22 protein-coding genes are annotated in these 20,798 nt (G+C 31.8%); 12 read left to right on the forward strand and 10 right to left on the reverse strand.

Annotation, left to right across the window (positions count from 1 at the left end):
- Positions 1 to 152: 152 nt before the first annotated feature.
- Complete coding sequence (locus BMY33_RS17115; protein ID WP_091410826.1) at positions 153 to 572, forward strand: nucleoside-diphosphate kinase; 420 nt, start codon at positions 153 to 155, stop codon at positions 570 to 572.
- Between the two features lie 97 nt (positions 573 to 669).
- On the opposite strand, the gene BMY33_RS17120 is transcribed toward BMY33_RS17115, so the two are convergent.
- From BMY33_RS17120 to BMY33_RS17130, 3 genes are all read right to left on the reverse strand, one after another.
- Positions 670 to 3,219, reverse strand: a complete 2,550-nt coding sequence (locus BMY33_RS17120; protein WP_091410827.1) for a TonB-dependent receptor domain-containing protein — start codon at positions 3,217 to 3,219, stop codon at positions 670 to 672.
- Between the two features lie 4 nt (positions 3,220 to 3,223).
- Positions 3,224 to 4,138: a FecR family protein gene (locus BMY33_RS17125; RefSeq protein WP_091410829.1), complete on the reverse strand. Its 915-nt coding sequence runs from the start codon at positions 4,136 to 4,138 to the stop codon at positions 3,224 to 3,226.
- A gap of 117 nt (positions 4,139 to 4,255) precedes the next feature.
- Complete coding sequence (locus BMY33_RS17130; protein ID WP_091410831.1) at positions 4,256 to 4,777, reverse strand: RNA polymerase sigma factor; 522 nt, start codon at positions 4,775 to 4,777, stop codon at positions 4,256 to 4,258.
- A 174-nt stretch (positions 4,778 to 4,951) separates the two neighbouring features.
- On the opposite strand from BMY33_RS17130, the gene BMY33_RS17135 reads away from it, so the two are divergent.
- From BMY33_RS17135 to BMY33_RS17150, 4 genes are all read left to right on the forward strand, one after another.
- Positions 4,952 to 6,394, forward strand: coding sequence for a hypothetical protein (locus BMY33_RS17135; protein ID WP_091410833.1), 1,443 nt, complete (start codon positions 4,952 to 4,954; stop codon positions 6,392 to 6,394).
- 218 nt (positions 6,395 to 6,612) lie between these two features.
- Positions 6,613 to 8,046, forward strand: coding sequence for a hypothetical protein (locus BMY33_RS17140; protein WP_091410835.1), 1,434 nt, complete (start codon positions 6,613 to 6,615; stop codon positions 8,044 to 8,046).
- A gap of 184 nt (positions 8,047 to 8,230) precedes the next feature.
- Positions 8,231 to 9,694 (forward strand): hypothetical protein, encoded by a 1,464-nt coding sequence (locus BMY33_RS17145; RefSeq protein WP_170837112.1) that lies wholly within the window; start codon positions 8,231 to 8,233, stop codon positions 9,692 to 9,694.
- A 174-nt stretch (positions 9,695 to 9,868) separates the two neighbouring features.
- Entirely contained in the window at positions 9,869 to 10,261 is a 393-nt protein-coding gene (locus tag BMY33_RS17150; RefSeq protein WP_091410839.1) for an acyl-CoA thioesterase, read from the forward strand.
- A gap of 113 nt (positions 10,262 to 10,374) precedes the next feature.
- On the opposite strand, the gene BMY33_RS23555 is transcribed toward BMY33_RS17150, so the two are convergent.
- The 4 genes from BMY33_RS23555 to recF form a co-directional block, all read right to left on the reverse strand.
- Complete coding sequence (locus BMY33_RS23555; protein ID WP_170837113.1) at positions 10,375 to 10,533, reverse strand: hypothetical protein; 159 nt, start codon at positions 10,531 to 10,533, stop codon at positions 10,375 to 10,377.
- A gap of 117 nt (positions 10,534 to 10,650) precedes the next feature.
- Positions 10,651 to 10,947 carry a DciA family protein gene (locus tag BMY33_RS17155; protein ID WP_091410840.1) on the reverse strand — a complete coding sequence of 99 codons (297 nt, stop codon included), beginning with the start codon at positions 10,945 to 10,947 and terminating at the stop codon, positions 10,651 to 10,653.
- Positions 10,948 to 11,361: a lipocalin family protein gene (locus tag BMY33_RS17160; protein WP_091410842.1), complete on the reverse strand. Its 414-nt coding sequence runs from the start codon at positions 11,359 to 11,361 to the stop codon at positions 10,948 to 10,950.
- Between the two features lie 11 nt (positions 11,362 to 11,372).
- Positions 11,373 to 12,458, reverse strand: coding sequence for a DNA replication/repair protein RecF (gene recF / locus BMY33_RS17165; protein ID WP_091410843.1), 1,086 nt, complete (start codon positions 12,456 to 12,458; stop codon positions 11,373 to 11,375).
- Positions 12,459 to 12,594: 136 nt separating this feature from the next.
- Here recF and BMY33_RS17170 point away from each other — a divergent pair, with 136 nt between their 5' ends.
- From BMY33_RS17170 to BMY33_RS17200, 7 genes are all read left to right on the forward strand, one after another.
- Positions 12,595 to 13,368, forward strand: a complete 774-nt coding sequence (locus BMY33_RS17170; RefSeq protein WP_091410845.1) for a tetratricopeptide repeat protein — start codon at positions 12,595 to 12,597, stop codon at positions 13,366 to 13,368.
- 83 nt (positions 13,369 to 13,451) lie between these two features.
- On the forward strand, positions 13,452 to 13,949 hold the full coding sequence (gene ribH / locus BMY33_RS17175; protein ID WP_027395640.1) for a 6,7-dimethyl-8-ribityllumazine synthase: 498 nt from the start codon (positions 13,452 to 13,454) through the stop codon (positions 13,947 to 13,949).
- Between the two features lie 163 nt (positions 13,950 to 14,112).
- Positions 14,113 to 14,406 (forward strand): hypothetical protein, encoded by a 294-nt coding sequence (locus BMY33_RS17180; protein WP_091410983.1) that lies wholly within the window; start codon positions 14,113 to 14,115, stop codon positions 14,404 to 14,406.
- A complete protein-coding gene (gene mutL / locus BMY33_RS17185; protein WP_091410847.1) occupies positions 14,407 to 16,284 on the forward strand; it encodes a DNA mismatch repair endonuclease MutL in 1,878 nt (625 codons plus the stop codon). It abuts the gene before it with no gap.
- 6 nt (positions 16,285 to 16,290) lie between these two features.
- Positions 16,291 to 17,049: a rhomboid family intramembrane serine protease gene (locus BMY33_RS17190; protein WP_091410849.1), complete on the forward strand. Its 759-nt coding sequence runs from the start codon at positions 16,291 to 16,293 to the stop codon at positions 17,047 to 17,049.
- Positions 17,049 to 17,945: a rhomboid family intramembrane serine protease gene (locus BMY33_RS17195; RefSeq protein ID WP_091410850.1), complete on the forward strand. Its 897-nt coding sequence runs from the start codon at positions 17,049 to 17,051 to the stop codon at positions 17,943 to 17,945. The genes BMY33_RS17190 and BMY33_RS17195 overlap by 1 nt, the downstream gene beginning before the upstream one ends.
- 2 nt (positions 17,946 to 17,947) lie before the next feature.
- Positions 17,948 to 18,964, forward strand: a complete 1,017-nt coding sequence (locus BMY33_RS17200) for an endonuclease/exonuclease/phosphatase family protein (protein ID WP_091410852.1) — start codon at positions 17,948 to 17,950, stop codon at positions 18,962 to 18,964.
- 1 nt (position 18,965) lies between these two features.
- Here BMY33_RS17200 and BMY33_RS17205 read toward each other — a convergent pair whose 3' ends face one another.
- The 3 genes from BMY33_RS17205 to BMY33_RS17215 form a co-directional block, all read right to left on the reverse strand.
- Entirely contained in the window at positions 18,966 to 19,736 is a 771-nt protein-coding gene (locus BMY33_RS17205; RefSeq protein ID WP_091410853.1) for a M949_RS01915 family surface polysaccharide biosynthesis protein, read from the reverse strand.
- A 77-nt stretch (positions 19,737 to 19,813) separates the two neighbouring features.
- The gene (locus tag BMY33_RS17210; protein WP_091410855.1) at positions 19,814 to 20,122 is read right to left on the reverse strand and encodes a DUF6122 family protein; all 309 of its coding nucleotides are present in this window, start codon (positions 20,120 to 20,122) and stop codon (positions 19,814 to 19,816) included.
- Complete coding sequence (locus BMY33_RS17215) at positions 20,122 to 20,751, reverse strand: WbqC family protein (protein ID WP_091410857.1); 630 nt, start codon at positions 20,749 to 20,751, stop codon at positions 20,122 to 20,124. Before BMY33_RS17215 ends, BMY33_RS17210 begins: the two co-directional genes overlap by 1 nt.
- Between the last annotated feature and the right edge of the window lie 47 nt (positions 20,752 to 20,798).

Below are 20,798 nucleotides of genomic sequence, written 5' to 3' on the forward strand. Positions count from 1 at the left end.
TATAAAAGACAGTACTTTCTTAGGATTTTTATTGTTTTTGATGCTTTTATATATACTTTTGCACAAAATTTTGCATTTGACATTAATAGTCAAAAGATAATTAAAAATCAATTTCCTTAATTAGGAGATAGGATAAAAACCAAACTTTAAAAATGGCAACAAATAGAACTTTTACAATGCTTAAGCCGGATGCGGTAAGAAAAGGATACATCGGTGCAATCCTTGAACAGATAACTGCTTCAGGTTTTAGAATTGTGGCAATGAAATTAACACAGTTAACTACAGATGATGCTAAAGCTTTTTATGCTGTGCATAGTGAGCGTCCTTTTTATGGAGAATTAGTAGAATATATGACTAGTGGTCCAATAGTAGCTGCTATCCTTGAAAAGGAGAATGCTGTTGAAGACTTTAGAACTTTAATCGGTGCTACTAATCCAGAAGAAGCTGCAGAAGGAACTATCCGTAAGAAGTTTGCTACTTCTATTAGTGAAAATGCTGTACACGGAAGTGATAGTGATGAAAATGCTGCTATCGAAGGAGCTTTCCATTTCTCAGGAAGAGAGCAGTTCTAAGAAAGAAAGATTCTAAAAAATATACAAAAGAGGTGTTGAATTCAATGCCTCTTTTTTTATATAAAATTAACTCATCCATATAATTTAAAAAAAAGATCTACCAAAAAACTCTAAAACTAAGATTAGGTGTAATACCTAATGCTACTATATCAGAGTTTATAAATCGGTTATCTAAAGAATTCGTTGTTCTAAACTCTCGATTTAATAAATTTTCTCTATCATATAGGTTTAATACAGAAAGCCCTAATCGATACTTAACATTAGGATTAGAACCTATTTTGAAATCGTATATGGCAGAAAAATCAAGACGATGATAAATAGGTAAGTTATTACCGTTGATTTCTCCAAAATCTAAAATTACTAAATTTCCATTTTCATCAACTCCATCAACATTGGTAAACGCTTTACCGGTATGCCACAACCAACCCAGTGAGAATTGGAAATTGTTGATTTTATAAAAATGAGACCATTTTACAGTATGTTCTATATTCCAATTACCAGGAAAAGATTGATTGTTATTGATGTCTTCAAACTTGTTTTTGGTGTTGATATAAGAATAGCTTATCCAGGTTTTATAGCGATTAAATCGTTTCTTTAAAAAGAAATCAATCCCGTAAACTCTGCTTTCACCATTATGATAGGTATTGTCAATTGGGTTTATAAACCCCGCAGTTAAGGATGTAATATTATCTATTTGCTTGTAATAAGTGTCTATGTCAAAATACCATTTGTGTTTTTTAAAGCTACTGCCTAAGGTAAATTGATAACTCGTTATCACAGGAAATTGTTCTTCATTCGCTAATGTCCATACCTGATTTTCTAGAGATAGATCACTTACTACGGATTCCCTTATTTGGCTAACAGCTTGACTTCTGTATTCTCCAGTGGCATTTAGTTGCCAAGATTTTGATAGGTTTTTTTGTATAAAAACTCTAGGTTCAATAAATGATTCATTTAATTCAGTGTAGTTATTGAATCTTAAGCCTACGGACAGGTATAAGTTTCTTGGTATTTCATATTTATACTCACCATATATAGAGTGTGTATTCAGAAAACGATCATCTTGATCCAAAATTAATTCATACGTCGGTGTAGTTGTTACAAAGGCATATTTAATATTGTTGTTAGAAAATTGATACCCACCTAAAATTTTATGACTTTGTGATAAAGAATAGCTAAGGTCCAAAGCTGCTCCAAAGTCTTTTACACTGTTTTTTTTGCTTTCCGTTTCTATAGTATTTCCCGATTCCGTAGTAATAAATTGATAGTTTAATAAATACCTTGTGTAATATCCACTAGTTTTAATTTTAAATTTATTGTTTGATTGATGTTTCCAACTAATATTATATCCTTCATTCTCTGTAATTAAGTTATCATTGAAAGATGTTAAGTTGTCACTACGTTCAAAATCTAGGTCATTTTTGCTGTAAAGAGCGTTTGCTTCTATTTTATCAAAATCAGAAATTTTTGCAATTAAATTTGCATTGTAGTCTTCATAAAAAAAATCGTTTTTGGCATCATTAAGTTCAATCGTTTCTGCTATTGTAGTGTTTTGAAAAACTCGATTAGCAAATTGCTTGTAAGTAAAGGTTTCCAGAAGATCTGTGTATGATCTTCTACCAGAAATCTGTAAAGAAACTTTATCTTTAATAATAGGAGTATGGATCACAGCATCTGCATTAATCATATTAAAACCTGCTCCACCAGAAAAACGGTCTACTATTTTATCTTCTGTTTTGATATCAATTATTCCAGAAACCCTGTCTCCATATTGAGCACTTACTCCACTTTTAGAAAAATTTACTTCTTTTACGACATAAGGATTAAAAGCAGATAACATTCCGAAAAGATGTCCTTGATGATATGTTTTGATGCCATTCCAAAGTACTAAATTTTGATTTGGAGCACTACCGCGTACATATATTCCTGATGCTGTCTCGAATGGACTATTCACACCAGGTGTTAATTGAATGCTTTGAAGGATGTCAGGTTCTGTAAGACCAGGCAGTATTTCTATATCTTTAAGGTTTATATTAACTATTCGTTTATTTTGAGTAATTCCTTTAGTAAGATATTCCTGTATAATAACTTCGTCAAGTGTTTCAATAGAATTAATTAAATATATGTTGGCACAATTGGTATTGGTAAACTCTGAAGAATTTAAAACCTTTTGTCTAAATCCTGGTGCGCTTATTAGAATTGGAGTATTAAAACGAACCTCTTTGTTTTCAAAATACCCTTGTTCATTCGTGGTAGTGTTTGTTCTAGATCCTTTAAAAAACACTCTTATTTTTTCTAGAGGTTGATTGTTTTCATCATATATATAACCACAGATTGAAATGGTATCCTTTTTTGAATATTTTCTAATAGTGATAAAATTCTTTCCGGTAATTTCGAACTTTAATTGTGTTTGTTCTTGCAATATATTAATAGCTTCTTCTAGACTGGTTTCTGAGTTTGTTTGTAATGAAACTGGTTTATTTACAATCGTCGCATCGATGTAGGAGAATTTTACATTAAATTGTTTTTCTATTGAAGGAATTATTAGAGATAACGGTTCGTTTTTGAGATCAATAATGGTTGTTTTTTCTTGTGAAAAAACAACCATCCCCCAGAAAAGCATGCAAACACATAAAAATCTTGTCATTCTCTTATCTATCTAATACCACGGTTTTTTGGTCTTGCAATAATTTATATTGCAAACCTAAGGTACTAAAAACTGTTTTAAGAGCAACTTCTATATTATCATTGGGAAAAGTTCCTGTATAGATTGTTTCAATATCAATTCCATTGGAGTTAATAGTAATGTTGTACTGATCTTCTAATTCTTTGAAAACATACTGCAGAGGTACACTTTTAAATGAACTAGTATTGCTAATCCAGGAAGGCTCTAATGCCTCAAACACCCAGTTTTCGGATGAAGTACGAGCAATTTTTCTATAACCTTTTCCTGCGGTGAGTATGGTGTTTTCTTTCCCGCTGTTAACATTCACTTTACCTTCATAGCATAGTGCTTCAAAATATGTAGATTGCGATTGTACATTAAATTCTGTTCCTAGCACAGTAACATCCCCATTTGTTGTAGTTACTGTAAATTTGCTTCCTTTTTTTACTTTAAAATATGCTTCTCCTTCTAAGGATATCACTCTATTATTTTTCCAATCGTTTTTATTAAAAATAGCTTCAGATTTAGCATTCAATATCATTTCTGAGCCGTCAGGTAATATAACAGCTAATTGTTCTCCATACGAGGTAGTAAACGAGTCATTAGATTTAAAAAAGAAAAATCCAAATAATATAGCGATTGAAGCAGCTACAGCTAAAGCAGGCCATAGTTTGATAACAGGTTTAGTGTTCTTTTTTAAAGAGTTTTTCTTGTTAGATTTTATATTGTTTAAAGCATTGTCTACATCATATGTTTTAAGTTCTAAAGCATCTGCACCAGCCATGATCTTAGCATAGTGATGATATTCTGGATGAGATTTGAACTCATTGAGTTCCTCTGGAGAAAGCCCTCCATTAATCCATCTTGATAAGAATATATCATCTTTTTTATCGTCTAACATAACTTGTCTGTATATAATAGAAACGTTTTACTATCTAATAACCCTACCCTAATATTTACTTTTTTTATTTTCATATTAATAATGATCTAATGATTTGGTTTTAGAAAATAATTACAATTAAATATTTCCGATTTTTTTTCTTAGTGTTAATAAAGCCTTATGCATTAGTTTTTCTATTGCTTTTACAGATACATTAGATAACTCAGCAATTTCTCTATATGTTTTTTTGTCAATTCTACTTAATAAAAAAACTTCTCGTTGTCTATCGGGTAAATCAGCTATAGCTTTTTTTAATTTCTCCATATACTCTTTTTCAAGCATAACAAATTCTGGAGATTCATTGGTTACATCACTTTTTCGTTGTGTAATATAATTTTGATGCTTAAACTTTACTTGTTGATGTCTTGCAATGCTAATTCCTAAATTAGTAGCAATCGTATAGACATAACTTTTTGCCTTGTCTAAAGGGACCTTTGCGCAATTATTCCATAATTTGATAAAAGAATCTTGCACGATATCTTCTGCCTGATCAAGATCTCCAAATTTATAGTATAGATAACTTCTCAAAAGTTTAGCATGACTTTTGAAAAATTGATTAAAAGCTTGTTCGTCACAAGTAGAGTTTTTACTATCAGACATTTGGGGGATTTATTTAGTGTCAAAACTAGATTTTTTTCCGATACCAAAAAAAATAAATTATAAAAAAAAATAAAAGTTGGGGTGGGGTAGCTTGATTGATTAGCGTTTTACTAGTGTTATAACACACAAAATATCTCAATTGAGTTTTACTTAATCTTTAATTAAAAAATTAAAATGAAAAATCTTAAAATTCTTAGCCTACTTATGCTGGGGCTTATGTTAGTATTTACTGCATGTGAAGAAAGCGATGACAGCGACTCAACTACAGATTGTCCTGAATTATCTTTTGAAAGAGATGGTGGGAAATTAATTGCAAATTTTGAAGAAATAAACAGTTTGGACGTTTACGAATGGTTTGTAAATGATGAATTGGTAGAAACTGAAAATCTAGAAAATCAACGTGATAATACGTTAGATATTTCCGAATATAATCCTGGAACTTATACTATTTGTATAAAAGCCGAGACTCCAGATTGTCCTGCAGGTGTAGAGTTTTGTAAAGAAATAGTTGTAGGAGAGGATATGGAAGGTTGTCCAGAATTGAAATTCACAAGAGATGGAGATTACCTAATAGCTGATTTCGAAGGCCTTGATACATTAGAGTTTTATGCTTGGCAAGTTTCTGGAGAAACTCTAGGGAATGAAACTATCATAGAAAATGAAGGAACCGATAATCAAGGGGATAATAAATTTTCTCTTGCTAATTTAGAAGAAGGGACATATACTATTTGTTTAATCTCAGAAAGTCCTACCTGTACTAGCGCTGAGTATTGCGAAGAAATTACTATCGATGGTGATGGACAGGATTCTTGCCCTGATCTTTCAGTTAGTTCAGAAGGAAATATCATTGTAGCTACAATTAGTGGGACCGATGATTTTGATTTGTTTAAATGGTATGTAAACAATCAGCTTTTAGCTGCTGAAGATTTGCAGGTTCAGGGTAATACTGTAACACTAGATTTGAGTAATTACAATCCAGGTTCTTATGAAGTTTGTGTAAAATTTAATTCTAACGATTGTTCTCAAGGGATTGAAGCTTGCGTATCTGCTCAAGTAACAGATGATAATAATGGAGGTGATGATTGTCCTGATTTATCATTTATTGAAGAAGGAACATTAATGTTTGCTAACTTTCCTGGTATTAATCAGCTAGATGTATATGAATGGTTTGTTGACGGAGTATTGGTAGAAACCGAAAGTTTACAAAGTCAGGATAGAGATAATAAACTTGATTTATCATCTTATAATCCTGGAACTTATACTGTTTGTATCAAAGCAGAAACTAATGAATGTCCTAATGGTACAGAATTTTGTAGAGATGTAGTAATTCCAGAACCACAGCCAGTAGATTGTTCAGTATTTAAGCTGGAATATATAGCAACAAATGGAGCTGAATTTGTAAATGCTAATGGAGTTATTCTATTTGGATTAGAGGATAACTCTGTAGTATGGGAAATTGATGGAACTCAAATTAATCCTACAACTACAACAGGACATTTTATCATATTAAAAAATCACCTTAGTCAAGCAGGAAAGTATGAGATTTGCTATAAGGCGGAGTCAACTGAATGTGGAGCACTACAAGAGTGTATCGAAGTTGATTTTCAAGGATTGTAATATGAATAATAAATGTTCTTAATAGATCATAGTTCATAATTTTAAAGAATGAGGTTGTATATCAATACAACCTCATTTTTTTAATTTCAAAAATGACCTTTAACATTTTTTTTGAAGGAAGGGGTAGGGTATTCTTTTTTAGCTGCGTTTCATTAGTGTGGAGCGCATAAAAAGCTTCTAAGACAATTAATTATTGACAACCCCTAAAAATTATAATGATGAAAAAACTTAGTATTTGGTATGTAATGATCTTTACACTTTTATTGGGAATTATTTCTTGTGAAGAGATTGAAGAATTAGAAAATTGCCCGGATGTTACTATTAATGTAGACAATGTTTCTGGAAGTGCAGTTTATCGATTTGCAGCTCAATTAGACGGTATTGAGGATGTAAGACTTACTTGGTCTATTGATGGCGAAGAAATAGATACTGGTAACTTAAGCGATATCGCAAATCAGATTTTTGAATATCAGTTTGAAGAAGGAACATATACCGTTTGTGTAAAAGTAGTAAGCGATACTTGTCCTATAGAAGTGTGTAAAGAAATTGAAGTAGATGTTGATGAAACAGATCCTTGTCCAGACTTATTCTTTGAAGCAAGACAGTATGAAAAACCAAATAAGTATAAGTTTATTGCAGATTTCCCTGGAATCGAAGATGTTCGTTATGAATGGTTTATTGATGGAGAAGTGATAGATAATGACAATCAGAATGATGATAACTATTTATTTTGGGAATTTAATGAGTCTGGTAGTTATGAAGTATGTATTAAAACAGAAACTCCAGATTGTCCTAACGGAACTTCTTATTGCAAGACTATCGAAATAGAAGAGACAGATATAGACGAAGAATGTCCTGAGTTATTTTTTATTGCAGAACAAGACGGAGATAATCCAGCATATTATTTTCAAGTAGAATTTGAAGGAGCTGATCAAGTAGAATGGTTAGGATGGTATATTGATGGAGAGTTTGTAGAGGATTCTAATAATGGTGATAATAATAGATTTTATTATCAGTTTGCACCAGGAAGGTATGAAGTATGTTTAAAAACAGAAACTCCAGAATGTCCAGAAGGAACTTCTTATTGTAAAATTATTGAAATTGAAGGTGATGCTAGTGTTTGCCCAGAATTGTTCTTTGAAGCAGAACAAGATGGAGATAACCTTGCGTATTACTTTTACCCAAGTGCTTTTGAAGGTATAGATGATGTAACACTAGAATGGTCCATTAATGGTGATTATGTAGGAACAAGTTCAGGTCACAATGATCCTTTCTACTATCAATTTAGTGTTGGTAGTTATGAGGTATGTCTTTCTGTAGAAACACCAGATTGCCCTGAAGGTGTAACATTTTGTAAAGTAATTGAAATCGAAGGGTCAGAAGTAGATTGTCCAGATTTATTTTTTAATATAGAACAAGAAGGAAACACTCCTGGATATAATTTCTGGGCAGAATTTGAGGGAATGAATAGTGTTTCTTATGAATGGATGATTAACGGAGATGTAGTAGATTCTGAGATGATGAACAGCAATGATAGAGATGATTATTTATATTATCAATTCGGAACAGGTACTTATGAAATCTGTATTATCACAGAAACACCGGATTGTCCAAATGGCGTAACATTTTGTAAAACATTAGTCATAGAATAGTACAGTTAGTTAGGTTAGATTAATTAGGTTGATTCCCTGGAAGCATTGTCATTCTTTCAGGGAATTTTGTTTATGCGCATAAGATATGTTAGATTGTAACCTAAAATAGATTGAATAATTTATTTTAACTCAGGGTAGGGTAGACTGATTTTCAGACGTTTTACTTATATAAAGGCAAATTATTTTGAAGAATTTCAATACATATATACGATTAAATGCATTACTAATAATGATATCATTATTTAGTAGTTGTGTGAGTGATGATTCATTTTTTCCTGAAGAAAACACAGGTAATGTGATATCAAGTGCTGCTTTGGTAACTGTCCTTAATAATTTTGATGCTACAATAACTTTTCTGTCAGAAAGTGAACAATGTTTTAGATTTGTATACCCAATTACACTTGGGTATAATACGGATTCTACTATAAGAATTGAGAATTACGATGGATTAGTAGATGTGATTTCAAGTCAAGGAACCAATTTTAACGTCACGGGATTAGAGTTTCCTGTCAATATTATATTTAGAAATACAGATGCCACAGTATCTATTGCTAATGAGGTAGCTTTGTTAAATGTTATACAAGAATGTGAGTTCGATACGATCAGAGATGATTTTGATCAGTTTTTTAATGGATGCTTTAAGTTTGACTATCCAGTAACTTTATTTAATGTTAATGGAAATGAAACTGAAATTACAACAGACGATGCGTTTCAAACATTTTATCAAGAACAAGGGACGTCATATCAACCAAATTTCAAATTTCCATTGAATTTGTTGGTATCGCCAAATTTTGAAAGTAGTACAATAGAGACTTATTTTGGCTTTTATAGACTTATAGATTCTTGCGAAAGTAGATGCCCGAACCTTGATTTCACCTCTGATCTAACAGATCAATTTAATTTGGAATATCAATTTACTGCCGATTTTTCGGAGATAGAAGAAGTAGGAACGTATGATTGGTTTGTAGATGGTCAATTTATTGAGAGTGATGGACCAAATAATCAGGGAGATAATTTATTGATACGCGATTTTGGCTCACCCGGAACTTATGAGGTTTGTATAAAAGCGGAAACTCCTAATTGTCCAGAAGGGATAGAGTTTTGTAAACAGATTGAAGTTACTGAGTTTTGTCCAGAATTGTTTTTTGATTTTGAACAAGAACAAGGAACCCTAGCGTATACTTTTACCTCTAGTTTTTCCGCGATGGAAGAGCTAAGTTATCAATGGTATATAGATAATCAGCTAATAGAGGAAGATGGAGGGGCTAATGGAGATAACATATTATTCTCTAATTTGTCGCCAGGTACACATGAAGTTTGTATAAGAACAGAAACTCCTTCTTGTCCTAATGGAGCAGAATATTGCAAAGAAATAACTGTCGAGCCAATTTGTCCTAATTTATTTTTTACTCTGGAACAGGAAGGGAATACTACAAGCTATAATTTTACAGCAGAGTTTGGAGATATTGATACAATAACATATCAATGGGAAATAGATGGAGATGTTATAGAAGAAGATGGTGGACAAAGTGGAGATAATGTATTCTTTTTTCAATTCGATCCTGGGTCATATGAGATCTGTATTAGGACTACAACCGATACTTGTCCTGATGGAACTGAATTTTGCGAACAGCTAGTGATCGAGTAAATCACATTTATTGAAGATTTAAAAGTGTTTATGTAGTAATATTTTATGTTCAATTTTTATAATTTAATAGTAATCCTTTAGTGAATTTTTGAATTAGATAATTCTTGTTGTTGAAATGCTAAATTTATAGAAAATATATACTGTTTCAGTAACTTTACAAGAAAGTAAAGGAATATGAGATACCATACTAGAAAAATTGTAAAGCCAGGAGATTTAAACCCTAATGAAACATTATTTGGAGGAAGGTTATTGGAGTGGATTGACGAAGAAGCAGCACTTTATGCAGTAATTCAACTAGAAAGTAAAAAAGTTGTAACTAAGTTTATGTCCGAAATTAATTTTATAAGCTCCGCAGTACAAGGCGATATTGTAGAGATAGGAATGGACGTTGTAAAATTTGGGAGTTCGTCTTTAATTCTAACCTGTGAAGTCCGGAATAAATTAACTCGAAAAACAATTATTAAAGTAGAAAAGATTACTATGGTTAATCTAGATGAAAAAGGCAAACCTACACCGCATGGTAAAACCAAAATAGAATTTGTAAGAGATAGACTTGCGCAAAACTAGTATTTCGCATATCGCTCTCAATATAAGTGTTTAATGTATTAGAAAGCCATACAAGAATTTATTTGCAAACAGAAGTTGTCTATCAAAGGCAACTTCTGTTTGTTTTTAGTTAGTTATGAACCACCATAATATGCCTCACATTCAGAAGACATATCATAAAACCAAGTTTCGGGATTGTCACAATTTTCATAATTAATACCTCCACTAATTACTTTTTTTTGATCTTTTTTTAATAAGGTGATTCCTTCTAAATTCAGCATGTCTTTTAACATAATAAAATGATTTGAATATTAATACTAAGTATTGATAGCATTAAAGGGGAATATGTTACTTAATAAACAGGGAAAAAATAGTAATTTAACAAAAGGTTAGCAGTATAGAATTAAGAATTATCTTAAAACTAATTTTTTAATAAGAGTACGTCCTAAGGCTTCATTAAGATTACTGATGATTTTTTCTTTACCATAACTTAATTCTTCTCTAAGCACAGAGGAAGTAAGTTCTATATATAAGGTTTCACGATCCAGTTTTATGTTTCTGGTATATTTATTAATAGCGGGGCCCATGATTTGCTCCCAAACATCACGCACTTCTACTTTGTCAAGTCCTTTTTGTAACCTGTTTTCAGTTACAAATTCTTTGAGCACATCACCTATTTTTAGATTGTCGTTTTGCCTTTTTGCCATTTATAATTCAATCTTTGTATATGGTTTGTAAAAGTATAGATTTCCAGCTTCATTCTTTATAATTAACTGTTTTTCTTTTGCAGAAATAACGGTCTCCTTCCATTTTGATAACGGAGTCACGTAGTACATTCTTAGGCTATCGTTTTCGATTTTCAATGTGAAGATCTCCCTGTCTTTTGTCGTGATAAAACTACCGTTTAGTTGAGGTTGTACTTTTTTACGAATACCTTTTTTGTCTTTCACCTGAAGGTAATCAATACTTTGATTAAAATTATATTGTTTTTCGATACCATCCGAAGTAATTACTTTTTCGATTTCCCAATAACCATTTATATACTTCTTGTACTCTTCGGGGTTTGGTTTAGAACAAGAAATTAGGCTAAAAACAAATAGGTAAATGATCTTTTTTGTCATAGAATTGTAGGTTAGATACCGAGTTTAATAATTTTATAAGATTGTGATATTTTTTTTACTACACTTTCCGTTCGATCCGCGTGCGTGTCACTAATAAAAAGCTGTCCAAAGTTTTGATCATCTACTAATTGTATGATATGTTCTACACGTTTTTCATCGAGCTTATCAAAGATATCATCTAAGAGTAGCAAAGGGTTTACTTGGCTTTGCTTTTTAATAAAATCGAATTGTGCCAGTTTTAGCGCAATTAAAAATGATTTTTGTTGTCCTTGGCTACCGAATTTTTTTATAGGATATCCTTCAATTTCAAAAGATAGGTCGTCTTTGTGAACACCAACACTGGTATATTGTAGCATTCGATCTTTAGAAATACTTTGTTCTAATAATGTTAAAAGGCTGTATTCAGATAATTTGCTTTGATAACGCAATGAAACGGATTCTTTACCAGAACTAATTGCTTCATAACGTTCAATAAATATAGGGATAAATGTTTCCAGAAAGGTGGTTCTTTTTTGATAGATAATGCTGCCAAGTTCATTTAATTGTTGATTGTATATCTCTAAAGTAGTGGCATCAAATGTATTGTTGGCGGCAAAATATTTTAAAAGTGAATTACGCTGAGAAACCACTTTAGAATATTTTAATAAGGTAGAAAGATAAGCGGTATCACTTTGAGAAATAACACCATCTATAAACTTGCGACGAGTATCACTTCCATCGGTTATAAGATCTCTATCCGCTGGAGAAATAATAACGAGCGGCAAGAAACCTATATGTTCACTAAAAGTATCGTACGCCTTACCATTTCTTTTAATTACTTTTTTTTGGCTTCTTTTAGCACTTACAATTACTTTTTCTTCTCTATCCGACTTTTCATATAATCCTTCGACCACAAAAAAATCGGTACCATGTTTTATATTTTGGCCTGTTATAGGATTAAAATAACTTTTGCCAAAAGATAAATGATAGATAGCATCTAGGATATTAGTTTTTCCTACTCCATTGTGCCCAACAAGACAATTAATCTTAACATCAAAATTGAAATTCTCGGATTCAAAATTTTTGTAATTGATTAAAGAAAGTGATTTTAGAATCATAAAATACTGATCGTCAGCAAGTAGTGACTTTTTAGAAATTCTCAAATAAGAAGTGCAAAATATTGAAAAATAACAAATATTTTCGCTTTTAATTATGAATAAAAATTTTATTTTTGCCGTTCATTAAATATAATTTATGGCAACTTATAAGAAACGAGGATACAAACCAAAAAATAAAGCAGAAGAGGTAGAGCAATTAGAAGACAATTCTACAACTGCTGAGGTATTTAATACTTTGGATGAAGGTGCTTCCCGAACTGAAGAATGGGTTGCTGCTAATCAAAAATATATATTTATCATTGTTGGTGCTATCGCTGCTGTAGTGTTAGGATATCTAGGATATCAAAAATATATTCAGGAACCTAAAGAATTAGAGGCTTCTAATGAAATGTTTAAAGCGCAACAATATTTTGATAACGCAGTAAATGGAAACACTACCATTAGTGACTCTTTATATACATTGGCTCTTAACGGAGGTGAAGGAAAATACGGATTCTTAGAAATCATAGAAAACTATGGAGGTACTAAGGCCGCCAATCTTTCTAATTACTACGCAGGTTTCTCTTACCTTAATATGAAAAAATATCAAGAAGCTATTGATTATCTTGATAAGTTTAAAAGTGATGATGAAATGTTAGGACCGCTAGCATTAGGAGGAATAGGTGATGCTTTTGCACAATTAGACCAAATGGGAGAAGCTTTATCTTATTATGAAAGAGCGGCAAAAGCTAAGAATAATGAATTTACAACTCCTAAGTTTTTATTAAAGTCTGCTATAACTGCAATATCATTAGGGAAACCAGAAATAGCAGTTACCTATTTAGAAAGAATTAAAGAAGAGTTTTCTAAAAGTGCAGAGGCGAATCAAGCGGATGTTCATTTAGGAAGAGCGCAAGGAATGCTTAAGTAGTTCATAGTTGTTAGTTTTTAGGACGCGTAATGTTTTATTACAGTAAATACTATCAGCTTTCAACAATAAACCATTAATTAACAATGGCTACAGAAAATAAAAATTTATCTCAGTACGATAAAACAACAATCCCAAATTCGAAAAACTTTCGGTTTGGGATTGTCGTTTCTGAATGGAATGATACCATAACCGAAGGTCTTTTTCAGGGAGCCTTTGATGCATTAATAGATTGTGGGGCTATCAAGGATAATATTGTAAGGTGGAATGTTCCTGGTAGTTTCGAACTTATATACGGTTGTAAGAAAATGCAAGAATCATACGATATGTTAGATGCCGTAATTGCAATCGGAAGTGTGATTCAGGGAGAAACTAAACATTTTGATTTTGTTTGCGATGGAGTTACTCAAGGAATTAAGGATCTAAATATCCAAAATGATATTCCTGTTATATTCTGTGTACTAACAGATAATAATATGCAGCAATCAATTGATAGATCTGGAGGTAAACACGGAAATAAAGGCACAGAAGCTGCTATTGCGGCTATAAAAATGGCTCAATTGCGCAAAGATGCAAAGTTTTAATTGACCTTTAGTATAGGTACTTATATCAATATATTCTTTTCTGGGTTCTAAAAACGGCATCATACTTGTTGTTCATGTTTTCAATGTTATTGTAATGCTAAAAGCTTTAGATTACTCTGCATTTTAAGTATATTTGAATAATATAAAAAGAAAGGAGCAGCACGTGAAATTAAGTATCCCTAAAAGAAAAACAAATCGAAGATATAACTATACTCCCCGATATTATAAGGGAAAGAGTGAAGGCAATATCTATGATTTTGAGAATAGAATTACTAAGTATCGCGACGCCAGAAATGCAATTGACTTTGGATCTCAATGGAGTGAAGATCGAAAATCTAGTAGAAATAGAGGTAATCGTGAAATAAATAGAAGAGTTATTTATGTTGCAATTGTATTAATCTTCATTTTTTTATATTTAATTGATTTTGATTTATCCATATTTACTGCCCGACAATAAATGTCAGATATCATACAACTATTACCGGATCACGTAGCCAATCAAATCGCTGCCGGAGAGGTAGTGCAGAGGCCTGCTTCTGTAGTTAAGGAACTGTTAGAAAATGCAATTGATGCTAAGGCTACCTATATTAAATTAATAATTAAAGAAGCTGGAAAAACTCTTATTCAAGTAATTGATGATGGAGTTGGTATGAGTGTTACGGATGCACGACTAAGTTTTGAACGTCATGCGACTTCCAAAATAAAGTCAGCAGAAGATCTTTTTCAATTAAATACGAAAGGCTTTAGAGGAGAGGCGCTTGCTTCAATAGCTGCTATTGCTCATGTAGAGCTAAAGACAAGACAGGAAGAAGATGAGGTTGGAACTGAAATAAAAATAGAAGGAAGTGAAGTAGCTTCTCAGGAAGTTTGTGTTACTCCGAAAGGAACTTCTATTAGTGTGAAAAATTTATTTTATAATATTCCGGCACGACGTAATTTTTTAAAATCAAATTCAGTAGAGCTACGCCATATTATAGATGAATTTCATCGAGTTGCTATGGTACATCCGGATATCAAATTTGACTTGTACCACAACGGAAGTGAGGTTTTTAGTCTACCGGGAGCTAATCATCGTCAAAGAATAGTACATATTTTTGGTGGAAAAACTAATGAAAAATTAGTTCCGATTGATGAAGAAACTGATTTAGTTAGTATTACAGGTTTTGTTTGCAAACCTGAATATGCAAAACGTACTAGAGGAGAACAATTTTTCTTTGTAAATAATAGGTTTATCAAAAGTGCATACCTTAATCATGGAGTGAATTCTGCCTTTGAGGGATTACTTAAAGAAAAAACACACCCTAGTTATTTTATATACCTTACAGTAGATCCAACATCTATTGATATTAATATTCATCCAACTAAAACCGAAATTAAATTTGATGATGAACACGCCTTGTACGCAATGTTACGTTCTACCATTAAACATAGCTTAGGGCAATTTAATGTAGCACCTGTTTTAGATTTCAATAGAGATTCGTCCATGGATACTCCATATGAGTATAAGAGTAAAATGGCGCAAACGCCTACTATAGAAGTGGATAGAAGTTTTAATCCTTTTAAAGAGGATAGGAAAGAGGGTTCATCTTCTTCATCTGCAAATAATTACACCAATTTTAAGAAGGAATCAGTAGGTAGTTGGGAAAATTTATATGCTGGTTTGGATACTTCAGAAGTGTCACCTAAATCAGTAGAAAATGATTTTTCGTCAATACAGTTTGAGAGTTCCGAAGTAACAGGTTCATTGTTTGATGGAGATCAACAAGCGAGTTTAGAGCATAATACCACCTATCAATTAAGAAGAAAATATATCATTACTACTATTAAGAGTGGGATGGTAATTATTCATCAAAACAGGGCTCATCAGCGAGTGCTCTATGAAGAAGTATTACGTAATATTACTATGGCCAGTGCTGTAAGTCAACAACTATTATTTCCATTAAAATTATCTTTTTCTAAACAGGAAATTTTGTTATTAAAAGAAGTTCGGGAACAATTAGAAAACACTGGTTTTGTTTTTGGGGAAATTACGGATGGAGAAGTGTCGATATCTGGTATTCCTACGGTGACTACAGAAAGTGAAGTTTCTGTGCTATTAGAAAAATTAATTAGCGATATTGAACAAGAGGTGCCTGATAGCGGTTTTTCTTTAACAGATCTTTTAGCAAGATCTATTTCGGGAAGTATTGCGGTAAGAACTGGTGTTGATTTAGCACAAGAACAATTGCAGCATATCGTAAATAGTCTTTTCGCTTGTACGGAACCAACAGTAACGCCAGATAATAAGCCAACATTCATCACGTTAACAGTAGATGATATAGATAAAAAATTTTAAGAGTACATGGGGAGAATTACAGATACAGTTAAGACCTTATTGATTATTAACGTAATCTTTTTTATTGGTGCATTGACTCTGGGAGATACAGCTTTTAGGTTATTTGCATTGTGGTTTCCACAAAATGATAATTTCCAGATATGGCAGATTATTACGCATATGTTTATGCATAGTCAGTCAACATTTACACATATACTATTTAATATGTTTATGTTATATATGTTTGGAAGTCATTTAGAAAATTCGGTTGGACAGAAGAAATTTTTGTTTTTATATTTTTCTTCTGGGCTAGGCGCAGCAGGTTTGCAAATTTTGTTTACTTATTTCCAGTTTTTACCTGGATATCAAGCATATCAGGAGGCAGGCTTTACTGTTTTAGAGATAAAAGAATTTTTGAATAATACATTAGCAACAGGAAAGTATACAGTATATCCTAATATTCCTCAAGAAGTGACGGAACAAATGATTGGGTCATATCTCACTCCCATGGTGGGAGCTTCTGGAGCTATTTCTGGAGTTATAGTTGCTTTTGCAGTATTATATCCTAATTTACCTTTATATCTTATGTTTATTCCAGTGCCAATAAAGGCTAAGTATATGGTTGCAGGATATTTTGCTTTAGATTTGTTTGGAGGAATTACTGGTCAAAGTATATATGGAGCGACCAATGTTGCTCATTGGGCACATATTGGAGGAGCGGTTATCGGGTTTATTACGATGTGGTACTGGAAAAAGAATTCGTTTAATCAAAATCGTTGGAATTAATGTCACAGATAGACGATTTAAAATTGAAGTTTAAGACCTTTTCGATAATCGAAAAACTTATTGTAATTAATGTAGTTGTATTCGTATCTTTTTATCTTATAAATACATTCGCGTACCTATTCAATTCGTCCAGTGGATTTTTAATGGATTGGTTTACTTTCCCAAAAGAGCTTGAGGATTTTTTTACGAAACCTTGGTCAATCGTTACATATGCTTTTCTTCATAGCGGATTTTTCCATATAGCGTCTAATATGATTATTTTATATTTTTCAGGAAAATATTTTGTTGCTTATCTAACAGGAAAACGAGTGCTAACTGTTTATTTTTTGGGGGCAATCATGGGAGCAATACTTTATATGTTATCGTATAATTTGTTTCCTGCGTTTTCAGAAGTTGGTAATTCTGTACTGCTTGGAGCTTCGGCTTCTGTAATGGCTATACTTATTGCTACTGCCGCTTATATACCTCATATGTCTGTTCGGTTAATGTTTATTGGGAGTGTAAAGTTCTGGTGGATAGCTGCTTTTTTTGTAATACTTGATATTATTCAAATACCTTCAGGTAATGCAGGTGGGCACATAGCACATTTAGGTGGAGCTTTGTTTGGTTATTTGTATGCAATACAGCTTAGAAAAGGGAATGATATAGGAAGTGGTTTTGAAAAACTTATGGATGCTACGGTAAGTATGTTTAAACCTAGAAAGAAGAGCCCTTTAAAGACCGTTCATAAAGCTAAGAAATCAAAAAATGCGGCTAAAAAAAGTACAAGTTCATCTAAAGTTAAAAACCCTAACCAAGCAGAAATAGATGCAATATTGGATAAAATTAGCAAAAGCGGTTATGATAGCTTAACAAAACAGGAGAAAGACTTTCTGTTTAAGGCAGGCAAAGATTAGTTATGAGAAAGCTAGTAAATAAGATCGTATTCTTTATCAATTCGTTGGTAGCTTTTGCTTTATTGATGTCTTATTTATTGCCTTATGTCTCTCCTCAAACATTTCCTTTATTATCGGTATTAAGTCTTGCTGTTCCTATATTGATAGTTATTAATGCATTGTTTTTGTTCTATTGGGCTGTACTGTTAAAGCGAAAAATGTTGTTGTCATTAATTGTGTTAATCCTAGGAATATCGCACGTAACTTCTTTGTATAAATTAAGAGGGAAATCATCAGAAAACACCAATGATACACTTTCATTGTTGAGTTATAATGTGCACGCGTTTAATCGATTTAAGTGGATTGATGCTGATGGGATACCAAAAGATATTTCAAAGTTAGTTAAAACTGAAAATCCCGATATTTTCTGTGCACAAGAGTTTTATAATAATCCTGACATAGATTTTAAACAATATAAATACAAGTATGATTATTTTCATCATCGCAGTAAAGAATTAGCATTGGTTATATTTTCTAAGTACCCATTTATAAACAAGGGTTCATTAAGTTTCGAAAAAACAGCTAATAATGTGATTTTTGCTGATATTGTTATAAAGTCTGATACGATAAGAATTTATAATGTTCACTTACAGTCGCATGGTATTAGCACTAAAACGGATGATCTCGCAAAAGCTGATTCTCAAAAATTACTAAAACGTATTCAGACTTCGTTTAAAAAACAACAAACTCAGACAGAACAACTTATTGAACATATGAAGTCATCACCATACAGAAATGTTGTAATGGGCGATTTTAATAATACAGCATACTCTTATATATATGATAAAATAAAATCAGAAGATTTACAAGACACCTTTAAAGAAGCAGGTAAAGGTTTTGGTAAAACTTTTAATTTTGAATTATTTCCTGCTAGAATTGATTTTATATTAGTTCCTGATGATACAGAGGTAGTAAGTTTTAAAAGCTATGATGTAGAGCTTTCCGATCATTACCCGATATCTTCCATTATCAAACTTTGATCTATTGATTCTCTAATCGAATAGCGTTATTACCCATCTTTTTTTCCCAGTCATCAGCAAAAAAAGCATGTCCGTTTTTTGTCATTGATTTCATTATTATTTTAACAGCTTCTTGTATTTGTGGAGGAAAATTATAAAACTTCTTATTTATTTTGGTAATTCTTCCATCAGGAATCTCACTATTTTGGTGTTTAATCGTTACTCTACTTTTTTTGTTATAGGCTATGATTCTTACTCTGCCATCTTCGTATTTACTGGGAGTAATGGTACCATAAACAATTATAGGATCTATTACACCATCTCCATCAAAATCTTCTAACTTCGAATATTGATTCCAGAAACCAATAGATGTTTCCCAATCTTGATCTATTTCACCTTTGATAGTTGATCTTTTCTTAAACTGATTTTTTTCTACTCGTAAGTTTACTCCATATATATTATCGTATAAAGTATCCTTTTTTTCGGTTATCGCTTTTTTATGATCTGTTAGTAGTAGATAATATTCACCGGATTCATCTTTATAATTATATGCCTGATATAAAGGGTAGGAAATACCTAATTGGATTTGCCTTCTGTTCGAGAAAACCGCATTCATTTCTTTTTTAGAAATTTTCCTGACTAATGCAGTGTCTATAGGTATTGATGCATGTTTTTGTATAGGTAATGCACTAATATTTTCCGATTTAGTTTTGGAATCCTCTTTTGATTCTTTGTTTTGTTTTCCACAGGAAAAAAGAGTTAAGATAGCGATAGAAAGTAGAAATTTATTCATAGAATGAGAGGATTTATAAATGATTTTTTGGAACTAGTTATGTACTAAATTTAAAAAATATTTTCTAAATGGAATATCTATATCATTAAGCAATCAATATAATCAGTAATAATATGCCAAAGTAGTGCCAATCCGATAACTCTTGTGTTTTTAGGAATTAACATAATCAGGTACATAATAATTGCAGGTACACTATGTAAAAAATGAAATCCAATACTACAACGATTTGGGTCAAAAATTGGATTTGCTAATAGGTGATCTAAATCAATAAACATTGCCCCAAGAAACACTAGATATACTTTTTTCCACTGTTTGGGAAATAATATAAAAGCAATACCTAAAGGTATAATAAAATGAAGTCCATAATGTATTACTGTGCGTAACATTAGAAAACCGATTGATTTTCTAGATAAGTAAGAGCATTTGTACCTTCGTTAAAGAGCAAGTCTAAAATAGAAAGATTAGGGATAAATCCGTGCTTGTCCGAAAAGACTTGAATATAAGGAGATAGTTCATACACTTTTTCTTTTTTGGCATTGACTAGCATTCTTAAGTCAGTTGAGTTTTCTGGATCTTTTTGATAATTTGCAGTTTTAGTGTTTGAAACATCTAACTGTAAACATTCGCAAATAATTTCTGTACATTCATAATTAAAATCTAACAAGAAGTCTTTTCTTTTTTCGAAAAGGTGGGCTATCTCATCTTCATAATATTCAAAAAAAGGAGAGGTGCGATATGCAGACTCAATCGATTTCCAGTGAAGTGGCTGCCATTTAAATTCGTTTTCGATTCTAACGTCTCTATATAATATCTTAGTGTTGTCTTTAGTTCCAGAATGTTTGATTGGTATGGTTAATAGAAGCTTTCCATTTGCTCCATAAATGTAGGTTCTGTTGCGATACGTTTGTTTTTGGTAATTATCCTCATTTTCAAAAATAATTGAATCAGATTGAGCTATTACTGCATACTGAGAAATAGATCCAAAATACATAGGATGGAGTAAGGGATTTTTCAATCTTTAAATATGTTACTTGTTTTTGAAAACCTATAAATAAGTAAATA

Source organism: Aquimarina amphilecti, from assembly GCF_900109375.1.
Lineage (GTDB): Bacteria > Bacteroidota > Bacteroidia > Flavobacteriales > Flavobacteriaceae > Aquimarina > Aquimarina amphilecti.